At 43.7% G+C, this 20,941-nt stretch carries 19 protein-coding genes; 5 read left to right on the top strand and 14 right to left on the bottom strand.

The genetic code is table 11. The annotated features are described in order from the left end of the window. Positions 1-93: 93 nt before the first annotated feature. The 3 genes from rsmA to IGI72_RS05920 are packed head-to-tail and all read right to left on the bottom strand — an operon-like array spanning position 94 to position 2,313. Entirely contained in the window at positions 94-981 is an 888-nt protein-coding gene (rsmA, locus tag IGI72_RS05930; protein WP_413152792.1) for a 16S rRNA (adenine(1518)-N(6)/adenine(1519)-N(6))-dimethyltransferase RsmA, read from the bottom strand. Continuing rightward, positions 978-1,550 (bottom strand): ribonuclease M5, encoded by a 573-nt coding sequence (gene rnmV / locus IGI72_RS05925; protein WP_142973789.1) that lies wholly within the window; start codon positions 1,548-1,550, stop codon positions 978-980. Before rnmV ends, rsmA begins: the two co-directional genes overlap by 4 nt. Continuing rightward, a complete protein-coding gene (locus tag IGI72_RS05920) occupies positions 1,543-2,313 on the bottom strand; it encodes a TatD family hydrolase (protein WP_005225534.1) in 771 nt (256 codons plus the stop codon). Before IGI72_RS05920 ends, rnmV begins: the two co-directional genes overlap by 8 nt. A 185-nt stretch (positions 2,314-2,498) precedes the next feature. Between IGI72_RS05920 and IGI72_RS05915 the strand changes: the two genes are divergently transcribed. The 3 genes from IGI72_RS05915 to IGI72_RS05905 all read left to right on the top strand — a co-directional run bounded on the left by IGI72_RS05915 (position 2,499) and on the right by IGI72_RS05905 (position 4,558). After that, complete coding sequence (locus tag IGI72_RS05915) at positions 2,499-3,215, top strand: hypothetical protein (RefSeq protein WP_413152791.1); 717 nt, start codon at positions 2,499-2,501, stop codon at positions 3,213-3,215. A 174-nt stretch (positions 3,216-3,389) separates the two neighbouring features. Further along, the gene (locus IGI72_RS05910; protein ID WP_015509322.1) at positions 3,390-4,250 is read left to right on the top strand and encodes a metallophosphoesterase; all 861 of its coding nucleotides are present in this window, start codon (positions 3,390-3,392) and stop codon (positions 4,248-4,250) included. A gap of 134 nt (positions 4,251-4,384) precedes the next feature. Then, entirely contained in the window at positions 4,385-4,558 is a 174-nt protein-coding gene (locus tag IGI72_RS05905; protein ID WP_010747796.1) for a hypothetical protein, read from the top strand. A 28-nt stretch (positions 4,559-4,586) separates the two neighbouring features. Here the strand turns inward: IGI72_RS05905 and IGI72_RS05900 are convergent, their stop codons facing one another. Both IGI72_RS05900 and IGI72_RS05895 read right to left on the bottom strand, forming a co-directional pair. Further along, complete coding sequence (locus tag IGI72_RS05900) at positions 4,587-6,344, bottom strand: metal ABC transporter permease subunit (protein WP_005225531.1); 1,758 nt, start codon at positions 6,342-6,344, stop codon at positions 4,587-4,589. A gap of 1 nt (position 6,345) precedes the next feature. Then, positions 6,346-7,068, bottom strand: a complete 723-nt coding sequence (locus IGI72_RS05895) for a metal ABC transporter ATP-binding protein (protein ID WP_060791832.1) — start codon at positions 7,066-7,068, stop codon at positions 6,346-6,348. Between the two features lie 574 nt (positions 7,069-7,642). Between IGI72_RS05895 and IGI72_RS05890 the strand changes: the two genes are divergently transcribed. Beyond that, the gene (locus tag IGI72_RS05890; RefSeq protein ID WP_413152789.1) at positions 7,643-9,157 is read left to right on the top strand and encodes a flavocytochrome c; all 1,515 of its coding nucleotides are present in this window, start codon (positions 7,643-7,645) and stop codon (positions 9,155-9,157) included. An 84-nt stretch (positions 9,158-9,241) separates the two neighbouring features. Here IGI72_RS05890 and IGI72_RS05885 read toward each other — a convergent pair whose 3' ends face one another. The 4 genes from IGI72_RS05885 to IGI72_RS05870 all read right to left on the bottom strand — a co-directional run bounded on the left by IGI72_RS05885 (position 9,242) and on the right by IGI72_RS05870 (position 14,820). After that, the gene (locus IGI72_RS05885; protein WP_413152788.1) at positions 9,242-11,308 is read right to left on the bottom strand and encodes a beta-galactosidase; all 2,067 of its coding nucleotides are present in this window, start codon (positions 11,306-11,308) and stop codon (positions 9,242-9,244) included. A 9-nt stretch (positions 11,309-11,317) separates the two neighbouring features. Beyond that, on the bottom strand, positions 11,318-12,172 hold the full coding sequence (locus IGI72_RS05880; protein WP_413152787.1) for a sugar ABC transporter permease: 855 nt from the start codon (positions 12,170-12,172) through the stop codon (positions 11,318-11,320). Between the two features lies 1 nt (position 12,173). Next, positions 12,174-13,409 (bottom strand): carbohydrate ABC transporter permease, encoded by a 1,236-nt coding sequence (locus IGI72_RS05875; protein ID WP_016608233.1) that lies wholly within the window; start codon positions 13,407-13,409, stop codon positions 12,174-12,176. A 139-nt stretch (positions 13,410-13,548) separates the two neighbouring features. Then, a complete protein-coding gene (locus IGI72_RS05870; RefSeq protein WP_413152786.1) occupies positions 13,549-14,820 on the bottom strand; it encodes an extracellular solute-binding protein in 1,272 nt (423 codons plus the stop codon). Between the two features lie 254 nt (positions 14,821-15,074). Here IGI72_RS05870 and IGI72_RS05865 point away from each other — a divergent pair, with 254 nt between their 5' ends. Then, complete coding sequence (locus IGI72_RS05865; RefSeq protein WP_081116594.1) at positions 15,075-16,073, top strand: LacI family DNA-binding transcriptional regulator; 999 nt, start codon at positions 15,075-15,077, stop codon at positions 16,071-16,073. An 82-nt stretch (positions 16,074-16,155) separates the two neighbouring features. Here IGI72_RS05865 and IGI72_RS05860 read toward each other — a convergent pair whose 3' ends face one another. The 5 genes from IGI72_RS05860 to IGI72_RS05840 form a co-directional block, all read right to left on the bottom strand. Further along, positions 16,156-16,677 carry a GNAT family N-acetyltransferase gene (locus IGI72_RS05860; RefSeq protein WP_413126088.1) on the bottom strand — a complete coding sequence of 174 codons (522 nt, stop codon included), beginning with the start codon at positions 16,675-16,677 and terminating at the stop codon, positions 16,156-16,158. Between the two features lie 17 nt (positions 16,678-16,694). Then, positions 16,695-17,456, bottom strand: a complete 762-nt coding sequence (locus IGI72_RS05855; RefSeq protein ID WP_413152785.1) for a YibE/F family protein — start codon at positions 17,454-17,456, stop codon at positions 16,695-16,697. Beyond that, positions 17,453-18,484: a YibE/F family protein gene (locus tag IGI72_RS05850; protein WP_413152784.1), complete on the bottom strand. Its 1,032-nt coding sequence runs from the start codon at positions 18,482-18,484 to the stop codon at positions 17,453-17,455. Before IGI72_RS05850 ends, IGI72_RS05855 begins: the two co-directional genes overlap by 4 nt. 168 nt (positions 18,485-18,652) lie before the next feature. Continuing rightward, the gene (locus tag IGI72_RS05845) at positions 18,653-19,612 is read right to left on the bottom strand and encodes a D-2-hydroxyacid dehydrogenase (RefSeq protein WP_438753411.1); all 960 of its coding nucleotides are present in this window, start codon (positions 19,610-19,612) and stop codon (positions 18,653-18,655) included. Beyond that, positions 19,609-20,940 (bottom strand): APC family permease, encoded by a 1,332-nt coding sequence (locus IGI72_RS05840; RefSeq protein WP_010747783.1) that lies wholly within the window; start codon positions 20,938-20,940, stop codon positions 19,609-19,611. The genes IGI72_RS05845 and IGI72_RS05840 overlap by 4 nt, the downstream gene beginning before the upstream one ends. Between the last annotated feature and the right edge of the window lies 1 nt (position 20,941).

Here is a 20,941-nt window from a genome sequence, read left to right as displayed (position 1 = left end):
TGACAGTTCTGTCTTGCTTATTCTACTGGTATTTCTACGAGGTGTCAAGACACAAAAAAACGAATGTTTATTCAACATCCGTTTTTATTGAAGTTATCCTTTACGCGCTTGCATTTCATTGCTTAATTTGGCAAATTCCGCTAACGACAGCGTTTCTCCACGTCGTTTCGGATCGATCCCACTTGCTTCTAAGCTGTCTGCCAACCACTGTTTGGTTGTTTCATCTTTTCCATAGCTATTTTGCAAATTGTTCCAAAGGGTTTTACGACGCAGCTGAAAGGCTGCTTTCGTTAATTTGAAAAACTCTTTTTCATCGGTGACTGCGACTGCTGGTTGTGATCGACGCGTCAATTTCAAAATAGCCGAATCAACATTCGGTTGGGGCACAAAAACGGTTTTTGGGACGATGAATGCCAGTTTTGCTTCCATGTAGTATTGCACAGCGATCGACAACGAGCCATAGGATTTAGTCCCGGGAACTGCCGAGATTCGATCTGCCACTTCTTTTTGCATCATCACGACCATTTCATCTACTTTTACCTGAGACTCTAAAAAGTGCATCATAATTGGCGTTGTGATGTAGTAGGGCAAATTTGCGACAACTTTTAATGAAGCAGCCGTATCGCTGAATGCTGACTGAATGGTCGTTGCCAGATCTGCTTGCAAGACATCTTGATGAATGATTTTCACATTTTGATATGGCTGCATTGTGTCGGCTAACACTGGGATCAACCGATCATCAATTTCAAACGCCAACACTTGCTTGGCATGTTTTGCCAACTGTTCGGTCAGCGCACCGATTCCAGGACCAACCTCAATGACGTTTGTCGTCTCGTCGATGCCTGCAGTTTCTACGATTTTCCGTAAAATATTCGGTTCTGTTAAGAAGTTTTGCCCTAAACTTTTTTTAAAGGTAAAGCCATGTTTCGCTAAAATCTCTTTGGTTCTTGAGGGGGTTGCTATATCCCGTTCTTCCTTCACAATTCTTCCTCCACTATTTTCATTGCTTCTGCCAACTCTGCATCGGTGATACGAAACATTGCCAGCCGCTTCTCTAATTGTTTGCCGTTCGTATAGCCGATGCGTAAAAGATCCCCCAACCGCTCTCGTTTCTCTTTCGCTCCAGCCCCTGCGATCAAGCCATACGCTAACAACTGTTGCCGATCAATGGTCCCCTCATTGACTTCATTTGAAGCAATCGGGGTTACGACTTTTCGCAAGGCTTCTTTCAACGCTTCATGGCTGGCGTGTTCCACGCCTAAACTGCCCTTGCTTTTCGGTGCTGCCTGGCTGCGCGGTAAAAAGGCATGCTTGGCATCAGGAACGACTTCCATAATGATTTTGCGGATCTTTTCTCCCGAAAAATCGGGATCGGTAAACACGATGACCCCTCGTGTCTCTTGGGCGTGCTCGATTTGATCAAGGATCGTGTCATCGATCGCCGAACCGATCGTCTCGATGGTATCTACATCGAACACTTCTTGCAACCGACGGGTGTCGTCTTTGCCTTCGACGACAATGATTTCTTCGATTTTCGGCTTATTAGTCATTGATCCTAAACAAGCGATGGGCATTTTTTGTCGTGTAGGCCGCAACATCAGCAACCGCTTCTTGCCGCAGCTCCGCGATTTTATCCACTACATAATGAGTATAGCCCGGTTCATTGCGCTTGCCGCGATAAGGAACAGGGGCTAAATACGGCGCGTCAGTCTCAACGAGCAGCCGATCTTGTGGCACGACTTGCGCAGCTTCTTGTACCTCCGTCGCCTTTTTGAAGGTCACGACACCACTAAAGGAAATATACATTCCTAGGTCCAAGAACTTTTTCGCCCATTCGCCGTCCCCGCTAAAGCTGTGCATGATGCCGCCGATCGTTTGGACTTTTTCATCCTTTAAAATCGCATAGGTATCTTCTAAGGCTTCACGGGTATGAATACTGATGGGCAGCTGATGTTCACGGGCGATCGCCATTTGCCGACGAAAGACCTTTTCTTGAACTTCCTTCGGATCTTCCATCCAGTGATAGTCTAAACCGATTTCACCTAGGGCAACGACTTTTGGTTGTTCCAAGCGCTCTTGCAAATAGGTTTCCACTTGTGGGGTATAAGAACCAGCTTCGGTTGGATGCCAACCGATAATACTGTAAATGCCAGGATATTCTTTGCTTAATGCTAACGATTTTTCAATCGTTGGCTGATCAAAACCGACGACCGCCATCTCCGTTACTCCTAGTTCTTGCGCACGGGCGACCGTTTCGGGAATGTCTTCGTTAAACTGTTCTGCATTCAAATGTGTATGAGAATCAAAAATCATGAAATCTCCTCCTTAGTCCTTCTATACTCTAGCATATTTTGACGGTTTAAGAAACGAATCGTCTTCGCTTTTTTCAGCAGTTTAAGAAAACTTTCAGCAAGCAAAAAAAATCCGCCCAAAGTTGGAGGACGCCGAAGCTGATTTTCTCTATACTGAGGGTAACGAAATCGTATGGAGGTGGAAATATGGAACGATCAAAAATTGATCCCGGCCGCTTTTTTTCTGGCCAAAAAGCAGCCACGAAAGGCACGTTAAAACATCAATATCATTACTATCGGCAGCAAAATGCCCATCAAGCATTCAACAGCGATTTTCAGCGAAATTTCCAGCATGATTTCCCGAATTTTGCTACATGGTTAAAATTGCAGCAACAGACACCACAAAAGAATCAAACAGCGACTTTTTCTCACTGGTTATTGGTTGGTTTCTTCGGACTTTTGACAGCAGCAAGTTTTTCGCAACAGCTCTTATTCCTACTTTTTGTCTTTGTCTTAGCCGCTCTCGTCAAAGGCCCTGGCATGATCGTATGGGGCATCGTGTATTCCTTCTTAGTTAGTCTGTTCCCGCCATTGGGTATCGTTCTTTCTGGCTTATTTTTCTTACTGACCCTGCGTCAATTAACCAAAAACGGCACTTTCGTTTTGACTGCATTGTACTTTTACGGCTATCCCTTTGTCATCACAGCCCTCCAACACTTTACGAATTGGGACCCGCAATGGCTGTGGGTCGGCAGTATCGGTTTTGCCTTGATCAGTGGCCATTTTGTCTTAAAGCAAAACTATCCCTTTGCTTCAAGTAAAAGTCTCGCATGGGCGATCATCTCCGTCCCTTATGATTGTGTCATGGCTTTGATCCCCGTCAAACACAAAGCACGCTTCAAACGTTTGGTGAAAAGCAAATAATTGCGATCTAGGATACAAAAGATCGGCTATTGCAGCCCCTTTTGTATCTTTTTTTCATGGAAGAAACAAACGAAATACGATGGATATTTTTTGTTATTTTTGCTTTCGCATGATTGCTTTTTTTGTAAGAATCTACTATGCTAGAAACTAGCAAATCAAAAAAGGAGCCACGCCATGTACACCCTCATTCTTATTGCATTCCTCCTTACGGGCTTGCTAGTTTACTCCTTTATTATTGAACCGCATCTTCTCAAACAACGGCACTACCTCATAAAAAAAGACAAGCGCACCGTCTTAGATATTTCAAAGGCTTACGATCTTTATCAAGCAGAAAGCAATCTCGTGATCGCCCATATCAGCGACCTTCATTTTTCTCGTTGGTACAAACCACGGCGAATGAATCGCATCATTCGATCAACGATCCAAAACAAGCCGGATCTGATCATCATCACGGGGGATCTGATCGATAATTATAAAAAATGGCCGCATCGTTCAACCAAGCGACTGATCGAAAAGCTGAAAAAATTGCAAGCGCCTCTGGGTAAGATCGCAGTTATGGGGAACCATGACCATTTGAATGACGGGCATTACTTTGTTAAGGAAATATACCAGCATGCAGGGTTTACCTTACTTGATAATGAGTCGGTTTTTGGTTCTGATGACAAGACGTCGATGAATATTGTCGGTATCGATATAGAAAGTCCGAAAGTCAGTTTTACCTATGAAGCAACCTTAGCAGAATGGCAGCTGCTTTTGCTCCATGAACCCGATTATGTTTCTCGGATCACCAATCTGCCAAACTACGACTTGATTCTTTCTGGCCATAGCCATGGCGGGCAGATTCGCTTGCCTTTTTATTATGCGAAAACAAAGGGCGCGTTGAAATATACCGATGGGCTCTACCTTTTAGGCAATGAGACCTTATTAAGTGTTTCCAGCGGGGTTGGTATGACCAAGATTCCCGCCCGACTCGGTGTCCCACCTGAGATCCTTTATTACCATTTAGAACCGCAACAGCAATTGAACGTTTCTTAACTGTTCATCGGTGCAATTGGGAAAAAATCAGCGACTCGTTTCAGCAAACGTTCGATTCGCTGATTTTCTTTTTGCGCCCACCGTGTTAAAATATACTAAATAAACACTTTTCAACAATTAGGAGGAACCAAAAAATGCTCATATCGGGAACGCTTTGGTTTTTGATCGCCTTCTTCGCTTATACAGCCTATGTATACGGTCAGGGGTTGTACTTTCCTGTCATCGCTTTTCTTGCTGCTTTGATGGGCTGCGGATTTTATCTCTTTGCTTTTCTCCAGCACAAAAATACGACGAAAAAACATCCTTAGCCAGAACGAGCCAAGGATGTTTTTTGCATTATTGATTCAAGCCTTGATAAATCGTATCGAGATTCCACTTCATCATGTTATAGTAGCTGTCGCCTTCTTCTCCCGGCTCTGCAATCGAATCGGTAAAGACGGTTCCGAATATCGGAATACCTGCATCACGAGAAACACTTTGCATCGGACGAGTATTGACGCTGCTTTCGACAAATAAGGAAGCGACGGCTGAATTTTGCAGCTGATCCACTAAGTTTTTGATTTGCGCTGGGGTTCCTTCTTCTTCGGTATTGATTTCCCAGATATAGGCAGACGGTACACCGTAGGCTTTGGAGAAGTATTTGAAGGCTCCCTCACTGGTGACGATCAATTTCTTCTCTTCGGGAATCGATTGGAAGTTTTCCTTTGCTTGCTGATCCAGTTCTTCTAATGAAGCCAAGTAGCGTTCAAGGTTTTCTTCATAGAAAGAGCGATTGTCAGGGTCCTTTTCGCTCAAGCGTTGAGCAATGTTGCGGGCATAGATCATACCGTTTTCTAGATTTAACCAGGCATGAGGATCGGCTTTGCTGTGGTCTTCATCATCAGAAAGATAAAGCACATCCACGCCATCACTGACGGCAAAGTAATCTTCATTTTCTACCTTATTGGCATTGTTCATCAATTTGGTAAACCAGCCATTGCCGCCAGTTTCTAGATTCAAGCCGTTGTAAAGGATAAGATCGGCATCGGTCGCTTTTCGAACATCTTCCACTAAAGGTTCATATTCATGGGGATCACGCCCCACTGGTACGATACTGTGAAGATCGATTCGATCACCGGCAATGTTTTCCGTAATATCAGCAATGATCGAATTGGTCGCTACTACTGAAAGTTTCCCTTCTGTTTGGGCCATCTGTCCGTTTTGCTGTGCCAAAAAGAAGCCACCAGCTACAGCTGCCGTTGCTAAAACCGCCGTCGCTGACCAGCGTTTGACTGGACTGGTCTTTTGTTTTGGTGAGAACAAGAAACCGATCACGAAAAAGGCTCCTGCGGTCAAAACGATACTTGATCCTGCGGCAATATTAAAGCTATACCCGATAAACAAGCCGATAAATGAGGCGAAACCACCTAAAACCCCTGCGATGACCATCATATGCTTCAATTGTTTTGTATAAAGATAAGCCGTTGCTGCTGGAGTGACTAACAGAGCCACGATTAAGATCGTTCCGACGCTTTGCATCGCTGTCACTGAAACCAAAGTCAACAAGAACATCAATAAATAGTGATAGGCTTGCACTTTCATCCCAAAGGCCTTTGCCATCATCGGATCAAAAGACGTGATCAACAGTGGACGGAAGAAGAGGATGATCACTGCCAGCACAAGGATAGCGATAGCGATCGTCAGCCATTTGTCGCTGTCTTGCACCGCTAGCACATTCCCAAACAAAATGTGAAACAAATCAGTCGAACTATTTGCTACTCCAATCAAGATAACCCCTAAAGCTAGAAACGAACTAAAGGTGATACCGATCGCCGTATCGCTTTTGATCAGGCTGTTATTGGCGATATAGGTAATGATCATGGAAGCCAAGATCCCAAAGAAGATCGCCCCGACAAAAAAATGAACGCCGAAGATATAAGACAAGGCTACCCCTGGTAAGACCGCATGAGAGATTGCATCCCCCATCAAGGACATCCCTCGTAAGATAATAAAACAACCGATCACCCCTGCCACGATCCCGATCGCGACTGCCGTGATCAAGGCATTTTGCAAGAAATGATAGTTACTTAAACTCGTAAAAAAGCTTGTCAACATGTTAAACGCCTCCTTTCACGATGATCGCATCGCCAAATGTTTGCTTCAAATTGCTTTCGGTAAAGACTTCACTGACTGGTCCCGCAGCGATCAGGGTTTGATTGAGCAGAACCAAGTAATCAAAGTATTCGGTGATTTTCCCCAGATCATGGTGAACGATAAAAATCGTCTTTCCAGCATCTCGCAAGTTACGCAACAGGCCGACGATGATCGCTTCACTGGTGGCATCGATCCCTACAAAGGGCTCATCGAGGAAAATATAGTTGGCATCTTGCACCAACGTTCGAGCAATCAAGACCCGCTGAAACTGCCCGCCGGACAATTCCCCAATCTGACGTTCCGCAAAGGATTCCATTTCTACCGCTGCCAGAGCGGCTGTCACTTTCTGCCAATCGTTTGCCGACATCCTTTGGAACATGCGCATCTTAGGATACAAACCTAAAGATACGACTTCTTTGACTGTGATCGGAAACGTGTAATCAACCGCGGTCTTTTGTTCGACATAGGCAATTTCCTTTTGAAAGTCTTTTAACGCTTTTTTGTCGACACTCATGTTCCCACTGGAAGGGATCAATTTCAACGCCGCTTTGATCAGCGTCGACTTCCCTGCCCCATTTGGACCAATGATCCCTACGATCGACGGTTTTTCTACTTGAAACGACAAATCCGAGATCACTTGATGATCGCCATCATAGGCTGCGGATATTTCTGAAAAAGTAATCATTATTTTCACTCCATTTCCATAGTTAAGGATAGTTTATTTATTTTTTAGGTAGACCTAACTTATTTTTATTATACAAGAAAGGATTTGTTTTGCAAGACAGTTCTCTTGATTTTTTTAAGAAACACCGCAGTTTCTTGGCAATGACTCTTGAAAACTAAGATTCTATCTTTATTTATTGAGTAAAAGTTGGTGCCCACAAACACGGATGCCATCAATTTCTTTCTATCTTTTGAGCGCAAAGCATTTGATTTGTTATTAAATAAAAGAGATCATTCCTCGGCACCTCAGTGACGTACGTTTTTTCAATAACAGAAGAGAGGCGAATCAAAGCCTCTTCGCTTTCTCCCTTTATGATTAATACCAAACAAATCAAAGAATCAACAATTCTTCTATTTCCATAAATTCACGAATTCACTCTCTTTTATGATGACCAAGAAACCCTTTCATCTCGACTAAAACGCTTTATAAATTAAACTTTTCTAATTATTATGTGATTTTTCGAACAAAAGCTAAAAATAACATGACAACTATGTTAGTCTTTGATTTGGAAAAAGTTTTAGGAGGAATAAAAACAATGAAGAAAATTTTCCAAACACTATTAGTCCTAACCTCGTTAGCAACTTTGAGTGCTTGTGGTGCTGATTCACAAACAAGCAGCAGCTCAAGTACTGGTTCATCTGCTAATGAAGAAACAGATGCAACTTCTGCTGCATCTGGTCAAGAATACACAGACCCTAGCGAACTTGCAGACAGCTACGATGTCGTGATCGTCGGTGCAGGTGGCGCTGGAATGGCCGCTGCGATCCAAGCAAAAGAAGCTGGCGCAAACCCAGTTATTTTAGAAAAAATGCCAATTTCTGGTGGAAATACATTGAAATCTTCAGCAGGAATGAACGCTTCAGAAACCAAATTCCAAGAAGCAGAAGGCATCGAAGATTCAAACGATCTATTTTATGAAGAAACATTAGCTGGCGGTCACAACACCAATGATGAAGAATTGTTGCGCTACTTTGTGGATCATTCAGCAGAAGCGATCGATTGGTTAGATTCCATGGGTATCACTTTAGACAACTTAACAACGACTGGCGGGATGAGTGAAAAAAGAACGCACCGTCCATCGGATGGTTCTGCTGTTGGGGAATACTTAGTTGATGGCTTGATGCGCAACATCCATGAATTGGAAATCCCAATTTTTGTGAATGCCGATGTCAAAGAAATCAATGAAGAAGATGGTCAAGTCAACGGGGTGACCGTTGAAGTAGAAGGAACCGAACAAACCATTGATGCCAAAGCAGTTGTCGTTACAACAGGAGGTTTCGGTGCCAATTTCGACATGATCACCGAATACAAACCAGAATTGGCAGACTACGTGACAACGAACCAAGAGGGTTCGACTGGTGATGGGATCAAAATGATCGAAGCATTAGGTGGACAAACGGTTGATTTAGAGCAAATCCAAATCCACCCAACAGTGGATCAGTCTAAATCACTGTTAATCACTGAAGCTGTCCGTGGAGAAGGCGCGATCTTGGTCAATCAAGAAGGCGAACGGTTCTTCAATGAAATGGAAACACGAGACAAAGTCTCTGAAGCGATCATTGCCCTACCTGAAAAATCAGCAACGTTAGTTTTTGATGCAGGTGTCAAAGAACGCGTGACAGCCATTGATTTTTACGAGCAACAAGGGTTAGTCAAATCCGCTGACACGATCGAAGAATTAGCAAAAGAATTGGACATGCCAGAAGCAGCGCTTGCTGAAACGATCACTACGTGGAACAGCAGTGTGGCTGCTGGTGAAGACGAAGCCTTTGGACGCAGCACAGCAATGGACAACGATTTGTCAACAGGACCTTACTATGCCATTGCCATCGCTCCTGGTATCCACCACACGATGGGCGGCGTGAAGATCAACACCAACACAGAAGTGATCGCTACGGATAACGAGATCATTCCAGGTCTTTTTGCAGCCGGTGAAGTAACTGGTGGGTTGCATGGTGAAAACCGAATTGGCGGAAATGCCGTTGCCGATATCATCATCTTCGGACGCCAAGCAGGAACAAAAGCTGCCGAATTTGCGCAAGAAAATTAAAACACTCTCTATAAAAAAGAAGTACTTACGTTTTTTTTCATCAACGTAAGTACTTCTTTTTTCATATAATTGACACAATAGTCTTTATTGATCTGGTACTGTCACTTTGATAATCTGCACCTCATAAGGCGCCAACTGAAGCTTTTGGTTTGTCGTTTTTTCAGTAAGCAAATCGATTCCTGAAGTTGCTACCTCTACTTCTTGATTTTCTTCGGAAAAATTCATCACAAAATAATAGGTAGTCGGAGTAAGCTGCTCTTGCTGACTTTCTCTACTTTGGATCGACACGTTCGTTGAACCTTGACGGACCCACTCATTTTGTATGCGAAGCTGTTGTGTTACTTCTTGATAGAAGTCTTCCAAAAAGGCTTGATCCGTCCGTCCCCCAAGATAGTAGGCACTTCCTTCACCATAATCATTTACGGTCACTGCAGCTTGACCTTGATAAAAATCAGCACCGTAGACCCCTAACGTTTGGGCAGTGTTTGTTTGAACAACACTACAATAATCATGAATTTGGTACTGCTGCTCCTTCATTAAAAGCAGATTTTTTTGTTTCGGATATAACGTATCGATTTCTTTCACAGACACACCAAACAGTTCTTCTAACTCTTGGGGCCAGCCCCCTAAATAGGTCAAGTCCGTTTCATTCACGATCCCCGTCAAATAAGTGGAAACCAGCGTCCCGCCATTTTTCGTATACTGTTGAAACTTTTTCATAGTTTCTTTTGGTAAAAGGTAAAGCATCGGAGCGATGATCAATTGGTAAGAGTCAAAGTCATGGTCTTTCGTGATGACATCAACCGCGATGTCATGATCCCAAAAATAGCGATAATGCTCTTGCAACGTTTGTGGGTAGCGTTTGCTCTCCAAACCAAAACCTTGCGCATCATTGAGCGCCCAATTGTTATCCCAATCATAGATGATCGCCACTTTGGCTTTTTTGTGCAATCCTTTGATTTCTTTGATTTCTTCTAAGGCTTTTCCCACTTCTGCTACATCTTGAAAAACACGATTCTGTTCGTCGTTGTCATGGTCCACGACGGCCCCATGGAACTTCTCAGATGAGCCTCGAGATTTTCGCCATTGGAAATAAAGATTACTATCTGAACCGTGAGCAATAAATTGCATAGAAGACAACAGATGCATCCCGGGGCGTTTCGTGCGATTGACTGGATGCCAATTCACACCACTAGGGGTTGATTCCATGATCAAAAAGGGTTGCTTTTTCAAGCTACGGTACTGATCATTGATAAACCCAACCTTACTTGCCAAATCAGCGGTCGTTCCCCAATCATTATGCCAAGCAGGATAACAATCCCAACTAATGACATCTACATGCTGGGCAAATTTTCCATAATCAAGGCTATAAAAGGGAATCAAATCTCGGGTATCTGCCATGAAATTCGTTGTGATCGGCACATCTGGAGACAAACGACGAATGTCTTTGATCTCATGTTCATAGAAATCAATGGTCTGATCGGTCACAAAACGATGCCAGTCTAGATTTAGTCCATGAACTTGCATTTCGCCGATCGGTGAAGGAGATTCGATTTGCGACCAATCGGTGATCGTATGGCTCCAGAAAGGTCCCCACCAGGCCTCATTCAAGGCTGCTAATGTTTGGTACTTCTGCTTGACCCACTGACGAAAGTTTTCTTGGCAAATGGGACAATGACAATCTCCAGAATACTCATTTGAAATATGCCACATCAATAGTGCTGGGTGATCGTGGTAGCGTTCAGCTAATTTCCGATTGATGATCGCCACTTTCTCACGATAGATCGGTGAAGAAAAGCAATGATTGTGACGCCCGCCGTGTAACATTTTTTCCCGTTTTTCATTGGTCCGTAGAACTTCAGGGTATGCTTTAGACAACCAGGCAGGACGCGCGCCGCTTGGCGTCGCTAAAATGACGTTGCTGTTTCGTTCGGCGAGCTCATCCATGATTTTGTCTAACCATTCAAATTCAAACACCCCTTCTGCTGGCTCTAAGGCACTCCAAGCAAAAATACCAAGGGAAAATGTATTAGCATGAGCTTTTTCCATTAGTTCTAAATCTTTGGCTAAGATCTCGGGATAATTTAGCCACTGGTCAGGATTATAATCCCCACCATGTAAAAAGCGTTCTTCTAAGTTATATCTTGTCATCTTCTCTTCCTATCCTTTTGTGCCACCAGCGGTCAAACCGGAGACAAAATGTTTTTGTAATGCAATAAAGACGAGTGCGATCGGAATACTGATCAAAATAGCCCCTGCCGCAAAAGTCGTATAGCTGGCTCCCATTTTATCCGTGACTAATTTGTATAACCCAATGGGTAGTGTATAGTACTCAGGATTACGTAAAATCACAGAAGACAGGGCAAAGTCTCCAAGTGGTCCAGTAAAGCCATTCATGGCAACGACTGCCAGCATTGGTCGTGATAAAGGAATCAAAATTTGCCAGAATATTCGCGTATTGCTTGCGCCATCTATCTTGGCACTCTCGTCTAAATCTAACGGGATCGAGTCAAAATACCCTTTCAATAAGTACGTGTTCATGGGAATCTGGCCCCCAACGTAAATCAAGATCAGCAACCAATGGCTATTGATCAAGCCGAGCATTTGCGCCAATACGAAAATTGCGATCAAGGCAGAGAACTGCGGGATCATTTGTAGTAGTAAGAACAGCATCAACCCATTTTTACGGCCTGTAAAACGAAATCGTGAAAAGGAATACGCCGTCATGGAGACAAAAATCAGTGACAAGAACATGGTGCATACACTGATTTTTAATGAATTCAAATACCATTGACTATAATAAAGCGAGTTGTCACCAGCAAACAATTTCGTGTAGTGACTTAATGTCAGACTCGTCGGAATCAGACTCGTACTTACTAAACTGTTCCCAGGATTAAAACTAGCACCGATCGTCCAAAGTAAAGGGTAGACGATCACTACTACCGTAAAAATCAGTACGAGATACGTCAAGGATAGGCGGACAAATTTTTGTTTCTTCATACTTGCTGCCTTCATGTTATCCAACCTCCTTGAATGAATTTGTTCGGCGGAATTGCCATAAAGCAATCGCGATTACGACGATCGATAAGAGAATCGTCAACGCTGCTGCCAGTGCATATTGACTATTTTGCATCGTGAGCTTATAGATCCACGAAACCAAAATATCGGTACCACCAGCGGTCGAACCAGGAACTGCTGGTCCACCAGAATTAAACAGATAAATGATATTGAAATTGTTGAAGTTAAACGTATATTGCGTGATCAAAATCGGTGCCATTGCATAAAGCAATAATGGCAATGTGATTCGGCGGAATTTTTGTAAAGCTGAAGCACCATCGATGGTCGCCGCCTCATACAAATCATCAGGAATGGATTGCAGCGTCCCTGTAGTCACGATAAAAATATACGGAAAGCCTAGCCAGCCTTGAATCAGTAGCAAAGCTAAGCGGGTCCAATTCGCACTCGTTAGCCAAGGAATCGGTGAAATCTGGAAGAAATTCAAAATCGAATGATTGATCGCACCAAAGGAATCATTGAACATTCCTGAAAACACCAAGATCGTAACAAATCCCGGAACTGCCCATGGGAGGATCAAAATCGTTCGAAAGAACTTTTTGAGTCGTAATTCTTTTTGATGCACCAGCACCGCTAAAAATATTCCGATAGAAACTTGTAACGTTGAGGCGATCAAGGTCCAGATAACTGTCCAGCCCAGAACATTGAAGAAGGTACTACGCCAAATATCGACAGTAAAAATCTTCTTAAAGGTCTCTAATCCCACCCAATCTGCTAAATTGGCAGGTGCAGAATGATACAGATCATAGTTCGTAAAAGCTAACGCGATACTAAAGAGAATCGGAAAAATAACAGAAAACACGAGTAAGAAAAATGCTGGGCTACTCATTAAATAAGGATAGCCTTCTCTTAATAGTGCCTGGTAGCTTTCACGGATAGAGTTGACTGGTAGCTCATTGTCTCTTAATTCACCGTTTTTATAGGCATCACGGATGTTTAAATAATAGAACAACAGACCAAAACCGATGACGATCAAGGCAACTAATCCTTCTGCTAATAAAAAGATGGAATTGTCTCTCGGCACTTCCACGCCTAATGTCACGATGCCCCAAAGTCCCATATTAAATAAATCTTTAAAGACGACAAGATACATAGCAAAAAAGAAGAAAAATAAAGCGCCTTTGATTTTTTGCCGATTATAAAATTGACCGAATCCTGGTATGATCGAGAATAGCATTGCTCGTTTTGCATACGACTGCGTGTTTTTCACATTTTCGCCCCCTGTAAGAAAAAGCCGCTGACAAACGTTTCGTTCGGCCTTACTTGATTCCTAATGATGAATGACCACCCGAAACGTTTGTCCTTGAGACGACTTTCTAGTTTTGAATTGCCGCAATGGCTGATTTGATCTGTTCGACTGCTTGTGGTAAAGCTGTTTTCGGTTCAGCCTTTCCAGTAGCAATGGTTTGCAATGCGGCATCCATTGGTTCCCATACTGAATTCATTTCAGTGATCCCAGGCGTTAGTTCTGCGTGTTGGGACTGAGCGGCAATGGCTGCAGCACTTTCACTTTCTTGAACTGCTGGATCATCTGCCAATGAAGCAACCGCTGGTACTTCCTGTGTTTTTTCATAACGAACTTTTGAATTTTCCTCATTGCTGATAAATTTGACGAATGCTTCAGCTAATTCAGGGTTTTGGGAATAGCTACTTACGTTGTAGCTTTTGACACCGATAAAGGAGCCCATATGTTCACCATTGCCTAATAATGGCAATTCTTTCACACCATAGTCGATGCCCGCTTCTTTATAAGGAGACAAGTTCCATGGTCCCGAGATGACAGCGGCAGCTTTTCCTTCCGTAAATAAAGAGTCCAACACATTGATTCCTTGTTCGCCGACCAATCCCGATGGAAAAATACCTGCATCATAAAACTGTTGGATATAGTCTGCCCCTTCGATCGCGCCTTCATTAGCTAATCCAATATCTTCAGGGTCATAGGATCCATCGGCATTCTCGCCAAAAACATAACCGCCATAACCGCTCAATACACCTTGTGCGTAATAAATTTGATCCCATAATGCCAGTAACCCATAACTATCAGCACCTAAAACAGACTTGGAATACTCCAGCCACTCATCCGTTGTCTGTGGCAAGTCTTCTTCGGAAATTAGTTCTTTGTTATAATACAAAATTTGTGTTTCAACCGCTTTTGGTAAGCCGTAGACTTTGCCGTCAACGATTTGCGATTGCATTGCTGATTCTGTATACAGATCTTGTAGCGTTTGATCGACTGTTAATTCTTTCAACAAACCTTCGGTAACGGCTGTACCGATTTGATCGCCAGGAATCGTGATGACATCCGCACCTGTACCAGCGGGGCCATCCAATCGTAAATCTTCGATCTGTCCACCATAGGCTTTTTCGACCACTTTGATCGTCACATCGTGTTCTTCTTCAAATTGTTTGACTGCCTCTTCAATCCCAACTGATTTTGCTTGGTCTTCCCAGACCAATAGATCATAGTCCTTATTGCTGCCACTATTTGCTGCAGTACTATCTGTCCCTTCACTTTGTGGACCGCAAGCACCTAATCCTAAAGCTGCTACACTTAAAAAAAGAACTCGAGACATTTTTTTCATCATCATTTCTCCACCTTTTCTTTATTTTGCAAACGCTATCTTCTTGTTTATAATAAATTATTTTACTTAATATGTAAATAGTTTTACTAAATTAATTTCTTCAACGGAGTAAATAAACGGATAAAATCAAGGTTTATCTCAAAAATAATTTTTCAAAATACCACCACGCTCTAAACTTTCACTATTGAGTAAATATATTTAGTAAATTCATTTACTTGGTAAAGTTGTTAGCGTATACTAGAAGAAAGAGGTGAAGAAGATTGGTTACAATAAAAAAAATTGCCGAGCAATCAGGCTTTTCACAAGCGACTGTTTCCCGATTATTGAAAGGCGACGAATCGTTGTCGATCGCTGCCGATACGCGTCAAAAAATTATTCATACCGCTTTATCACTAGGTTATGATCGCTCAAAAATAAAAACAACACTAGAAAAAATCGCCGTCCTTTTCTGGCTGACAGAACAAGAAGAGCTGCAAGATGTCTATTTTCGACAATTGCGTATCTCTTTAGAAAAATATGCGAAAATCAACAATTTGGAAATTCAACTGATCACCCATGAAGATGATGTTTTAGAAACACTGCAAGAAGTCGCCGGATTTATTGGGATTGGCTCTTTCACTGAGAAAGAAACGCAGCAGTTCAAATCCGTTTGCCCCTATGGCGTCCTTTTGGAAATCAACCCCTGTCCAGAGTTGTTCGATACGGTCAAACCTGATACTGATCGAATGACGCAACTGGCGATCGATCTATTTTTAACAAAAGGATACCGAAAGATCGGCTTTATTGGTGGTGCTTATCTAAATCCTGATACCCAACGTGCAGAAATGGATAGTCGCGAGGTCATCTTCCGTCAAACGCTGGCTCGTCGAGATGCGCTCGATGAGGCGTTCTTATTTAGTGGTGGCAATTTTTCCGTTGAAACCGGCTATCGTTTGGCGAAAAAAATGGTGGAATCCCTTGGTGACAATTTGCCAGAGGCGCTCTTTGTGGCTTCTGACACCATCGCAGTTGGTGTGCTCCAAGCGTTAAATGAACGATCCATCATCATTCCTGATCGCTTGGAACTAATCAGTATCAACGACAATGAGATCGCAAAATTTGTGGCTCCCCCTCTAACAACGTTTAAAATTGATGTGGAAGAAATCGCCAAAACCGCGATCGATTTATTGGTGGATCAGATCGTTCATCCTCGAGCGATCACCAAAACAGTCCTTTTAGGGGCTGAACTCATCGAACGAAAAAGCTTTACGCAAGCATAAAAAACGCCCCTAGAAAGTTAGAAAAAGCTAACTTTCTAAGGGCGTTTCATTGTCTAAATCGAAAAAAGCATTCTTTCGTTTTTCACATCTCTTTCGCCACAGCATACACAAGATGCGGCATGTCCACTTGCCGATAGTGTTTGACAAAGCGATCCACCAGCTTCATTCCATTGCGCAATGCCACATTTATGGAGGCTTGATTGGTCTCACGAATGATCGAATAAACACTGGCGGCATTCAGCGTTGCAAACGCATAGTCTTTACAGGCCTGGGCAGCTTCTGTGGCAAACCCATGATGCCAGAAGTTCTTTTGAAACAAGTACCCAATTTCTAAAACGGCTTCTCCCTTGACGTCTTGCCATGTCAATCCGCATTGACCGATCGCTTGCCCGGATGCTTTCTCAATCACTAGCCACAAGCCAATGTGATCGTTTTGATAGTGTTGCAGCTGTTTGTCGATCCAACCAGTGACTTCTTGCTCACTGAAGGGTCCTTCATAGGCAATCATAACTTCTGGATCTTGCAAAATCTTTTCAATTGCTGGTCGATCGTCATGACTCATTTCTCGCAGGACTAATCGCTTAGTTTCAATTAGTGGTTCCATGGTGGTTGCGCCCCTTCCTATTCCATTCGGTTTCTTTTCAAAAAATACCAACTTGCTGCCCATGCGGTGATGGGTAAAATAATCACCGCTGCCAGACCCGTGATCAAACAAACGACCAATTCTGAGACGAACGCCTTCGAATTGATCATTGCACCAAAGGAGATCGACAAATCTTGAAACCACGCAATCAACGCCAGATTACTTCCCATAAAGGCAAACAATAAGGTATTGATCGTTGAAGACAATACGTCTGATACCACGGTCATACTACTTTTACTTAATGCCTTGATCGAGACTTGCGGGTTTGCTTGAAAAAGTTCATAGGTCGCAGTGCTGATTGCCATACTCCCATCTGCCACCGCCCCCGAAAAACTCATCAAAATGATCGCAGTCATCAATGCCTTAAAATCGATGGCTACATCAAAGGAATACATCGCCAACTCATCCAGTTCCTCTGCCGAAAATCCATGCAGATTCATTGCAGAGAGCACAAGCGGAAATAGTAGTAGAAAAAGCCCTAGAAAGACCAACACACAGACAAAGGCAATTTTGGTTTTCTGATTGACGCCGTTCACGAAAAACAAGGTGATCGCCGCCACGGCTAAAAAAGCAACACAAGCCGCTGGTAAAATCGGTGTCCCTCGGTCAATCAGGACCAGCAGCGCTAGAAAGACAGCCACATTCATAAACAGACCAGTGACTTGAAACAGCCCTTCGATCCGAAAAACAGCGAAAGTCAGCAAGAGAAAAAGCAAGATCAACACAAACAAAACATTCATTTTGCTTTCCTCCTTTGTAGTTCAAAGCAAAGGAGCGTCAACGGTACCGATAAAACCAACGCAAAGCCGCCGCATAATGTACGCACTATTTCTAAAGAAAGATGCATTGGCAATGCTTGCGACAGCAGCCAGCCATTTGCTAGGTAAAACAATAGCGCTGGCATACTCCCACTTAAATAAGCAAACAACAAGACATTGATCATCGAAGAAGTCGTATCTTGCGCGATGGACCGACCGATCGCTAATCGTTCCTTGCGGCTAGTCCGGGGATTGATACGCTGGATCTCATCTAGACTGGCAATCAGCATGACAATATTGTCCATGCTGGCACCAATCGCGCCAATCAGCAGACTCCCTAGATAGACACTGCGATACGGACGGGTCAGAAACGACATTTCTTCATAGCGCAACCCATGATCTTGCAAAAGATCCATGGCGAACCGACAGAGAAAAAACGCCAAGAGGACGCTGGCTAACGAGGCAATGATTTTGCGGCTGTCGATCGTACGAAAGCCATAGGAAATCCCCATCGTCAAAACCAACGAGACGATCGTAAAAACGATCATCAAAAAGACCAATGAAAAGGAGCTGTTGTCTTTGTGAAACCAAAGAAAAAGGAGCAGCAAGCCAGTATTCACAAAGATACTAAGTAAAGCCCGCAAGCCCTTTTTGCCACCAATTGCGACTACTGCCATCAGGAATAAGGCAAGGAAGAAAAAGAGATACCCATCCCTTTTTTGTGCTTGTACCTGCCAGCCATCCCCTTCTTTTTGCAAAAGCAGCTGTTGTCCGGTCTGATACAACGGATGAATCGCACCGTTGGGGGTGTATTGCGTAGTGACTGTCCGTAGTACCCCCGCTTCTTCTCCATTACGAACGATCCCTTGGATCTGCTGCTGGTCGGCGGTGACTTGAACCGTTTGTACTTCTATGATCGGCTGTGCATAAAAGCGGCTGCTTTGGGTTTGGATCAGCCAGCTCAAGACCAGCACGCTAACAAAGGCCGCTAGATAATAATACTTTTTCAAGACCGTCTCCTTTCATTTTCAGTAAAAAAAGACTTAGACAAACCACCAGTCCTACGACCAATCACCTTGTGAGGCTGGATGACTGGTCGAAATGGTTACTGTGTCGGCGAGACTAACTGCTTTGCTAGTCGCCTGCTTTGTCAAAGTCCTTTTCCTTGCTCGTTTTGCTTACACGACATTTTGCGGTGTACCTGCTTTAAAGCCGCTTAAGTTCGCCACAGCGATCCCCATCAAACGACGCCGCGTTTCGACGGGTGCCCAAGCGATATGCGGTGTCAAATAGCAATTTGGCGCCTGTAATAAGGGATTGTCAGCTGCGATCGGTTCTTTTGAAACGACATCTGCCGCCAAGGCTGCGATCTGCCCAGTTTGCAGTGCTTGAGCAACTGCCGCTTCATCGATCAAGCCGCCACGGGCGGTATTGATCAGGATCGCAGAAGATTTCATTTGTGCCAATGCGGTGCGATCGATCATTTTTTCTGTCTCAGGAAACTGCGGAACATGAAGGCTGATGATATCTGCTTCTTGATACAATTCCGCCAGCGAAACTTGTTTTGCCCAATCCGCTTGTGCTGGTTTTGGTCGATGATTAAAGTAGATCACCTTCAGCTGAAACGCATGAGCGATCGTGGCAACTGCTTGAGCAATCGCACCATATCCAATCAGCCCAATCGTTTTGCCTGCCAATTCCATCAATGGTGTCTGCCAATAAGAAAAATCTTTGCTGGTTTGCCAGTCGCCCTGATGCACGGAACGATTATGGTGTCCCACTTGATTCGTCACTTCCAGCAGCAAAGCAAAGGTCGCTTGTGCCACTGCATTGGTACTGTAGCTAGGAATATTGGTCACGGTGATTCCCTGTTCCTTCGCTGCTGCCAAATCAACGACATTGTATCCAGTTGCCAAGACCCCAATGTAGGTCAATTGCGGACATGCTTTGAGCACATCTGCGGTGATCGGTGTTTTATTTGTCAAAATTGCTTCGGCATCGCCGATTCGCTCAATAATTTCTTGTTTATCTGTATACGAGGTACGATCATACACCGTCACCTCTCCTAATTCTTCAAACCCTTGCCAAGAAAAATCTCCTGGATTCAACGCATAGCCATCAAGTACAACGATCTTCATTCTTTCGCTCCTCTCGCTTTTCCTTTTGCTTTTCCATAAAAAACGGGAATTCCTAGTAACGTCACGCCAATTCCCACGACTGCTAACCACGTGTCAGTGATCAAGGTCATAATCAAGATAAAACAGCCACCTAAGATCGCAATCAAGGGAATGATTGGATAGAAGGGAACTTTATACGGACGCTTCATCTGCGGTTCTGTTTTTCGCAAACGAAAAACTCCTACAAATAATAATACACTAAAGAACCACATAACAAAAACCAGCATATCGGTCAAGAGATCAAAGGTGCCTAAAAGCATCATGATACACGCGATCCCTAATTGTAAAAAAGCCGCCGCATAGGGTGCATTGGTGGTTTTACTTAAAGTGGCAAAGGTCTTGCTGAAAGGAATCTCATCTTCCAACGCCATGGCATATGGGACCCGCAAGCCAGTCATTGTATAGCCGTTCAATGCGCCATACACAGAGATCAGGATACCGATCGTGACCAGTTTTCCGCCAAAGCTGCCAAACAAGGCCATCGCAGTTTCTGAGGCACTGTTCAAATTACCAGCGATTTGATCGATCGGCAATGTTTTTAAAAAGGCAACATTGATCAACACATACACCAAGGTAACAAAACTCAACCCAAAGATGATGGCTTTTGGTAAATCTTTTTCGGGTCGCTTCATTTCCCCAGCGACATTACCGACTCCCATCCAGCCGTCATAAGCAAAAAGGGTTGCTAAGAGGGCACTACTGATGCCAGCTGCAAGCGATCCTTGAGTATTGGAAGAAAAATCCACCAATGAGACCGATACTTGCCCTGGTGTCAACAGACCCGCCACGATGATCACCGCAATCGGAATCAGCTTGACTGCTAACGTGACGGACTGGACTTGAGCAGCAGCTTTTGTTCCCAAAAGATTGATCAAGGTCACACTCGTTCCGGTCAAAATCGATAAAGGAAGCAAATAATTGCTGGGTAGATGAAATAAGTTCAAACACTGGGTCGCAAAAATAATACTTAAAGCCGCCACGTTTGCTGGAAAGTAAATGATACTTTGTGCCCAGCCTAATAAAAAGGAGGGTAATTTTCCATAAATTCTTTCAATATATCGAATGGGTCCGCCAGTCTCAGGAATCGCCGTCGCTAACTCCGCCACCGTCAAACCGCCGCAAATCGTTAGAAAGCCGGCAAGCAGCCAAACCAACAAGGTCAAACCGGTGGATTGGGTCTGCTGGACCACAGCCGCTGCTTTGAAAAACACGCCGGCGCCGATCACCGTTCCCATTACTGTCGATAATGCCCCAAAAAAACTGATTTCTTTTTTCAATTGACTTTTCACA

It is taken from the genome of Enterococcus sp. DIV1059_2 (genome assembly GCF_051713685.1).
GTDB classification, from domain to species: domain Bacteria; phylum Bacillota; class Bacilli; order Lactobacillales; family Enterococcaceae; genus Enterococcus_D; species Enterococcus_D casseliflavus.
This window is presented reverse-complemented; position numbering and strand designations above follow the sequence as displayed.

What these genes read in the sequence shown, in the direction of transcription:
- rnmV (WP_142973789.1), bottom strand. Translation starts at nt 1,550, where the DNA reads ATGACTAATAAGCCGAAAATCGAAGAAATCATTGTCGTCGAAGGCAAA.
- IGI72_RS05920 (WP_005225534.1), bottom strand. Translation starts at nt 2,313, where the DNA reads ATGATTTTTGATTCTCATACACATTTGAATGCAGAACAGTTTAACGAA.
- IGI72_RS05915 (WP_413152791.1), top strand. Translation starts at nt 2,499, where the DNA reads ATGGAACGATCAAAAATTGATCCCGGCCGCTTTTTTTCTGGCCAAAAA.
- IGI72_RS05910 (WP_015509322.1), top strand. Translation starts at nt 3,390, where the DNA reads ATGTACACCCTCATTCTTATTGCATTCCTCCTTACGGGCTTGCTAGTT.
- IGI72_RS05905 (WP_010747796.1), top strand. Translation starts at nt 4,385, where the DNA reads ATGCTCATATCGGGAACGCTTTGGTTTTTGATCGCCTTCTTCGCTTAT.
- IGI72_RS05900 (WP_005225531.1), bottom strand. Translation starts at nt 6,344, where the DNA reads ATGTTGACAAGCTTTTTTACGAGTTTAAGTAACTATCATTTCTTGCAA.
- IGI72_RS05895 (WP_060791832.1), bottom strand. Translation starts at nt 7,068, where the DNA reads ATGATTACTTTTTCAGAAATATCCGCAGCCTATGATGGCGATCATCAA.
- IGI72_RS05890 (WP_413152789.1), top strand. Translation starts at nt 7,643, where the DNA reads ATGAAGAAAATTTTCCAAACACTATTAGTCCTAACCTCGTTAGCAACT.
- IGI72_RS05885 (WP_413152788.1), bottom strand. Translation starts at nt 11,308, where the DNA reads ATGACAAGATATAACTTAGAAGAACGCTTTTTACATGGTGGGGATTAT.
- IGI72_RS05880 (WP_413152787.1), bottom strand. Translation starts at nt 12,172, where the DNA reads ATGAAGGCAGCAAGTATGAAGAAACAAAAATTTGTCCGCCTATCCTTG.
- IGI72_RS05875 (WP_016608233.1), bottom strand. Translation starts at nt 13,409, where the DNA reads ATGCTATTCTCGATCATACCAGGATTCGGTCAATTTTATAATCGGCAA.
- IGI72_RS05870 (WP_413152786.1), bottom strand. Translation starts at nt 14,820, where the DNA reads ATGATGATGAAAAAAATGTCTCGAGTTCTTTTTTTAAGTGTAGCAGCT.
- IGI72_RS05860 (WP_413126088.1), bottom strand. Translation starts at nt 16,677, where the DNA reads ATGGAACCACTAATTGAAACTAAGCGATTAGTCCTGCGAGAAATGAGT.
- IGI72_RS05855 (WP_413152785.1), bottom strand. Translation starts at nt 17,456, where the DNA reads ATGAATGTTTTGTTTGTGTTGATCTTGCTTTTTCTCTTGCTGACTTTC.
- IGI72_RS05845 (WP_438753411.1), bottom strand. Translation starts at nt 19,612, where the DNA reads ATGAAGATCGTTGTACTTGATGGCTATGCGTTGAATCCAGGAGATTTT.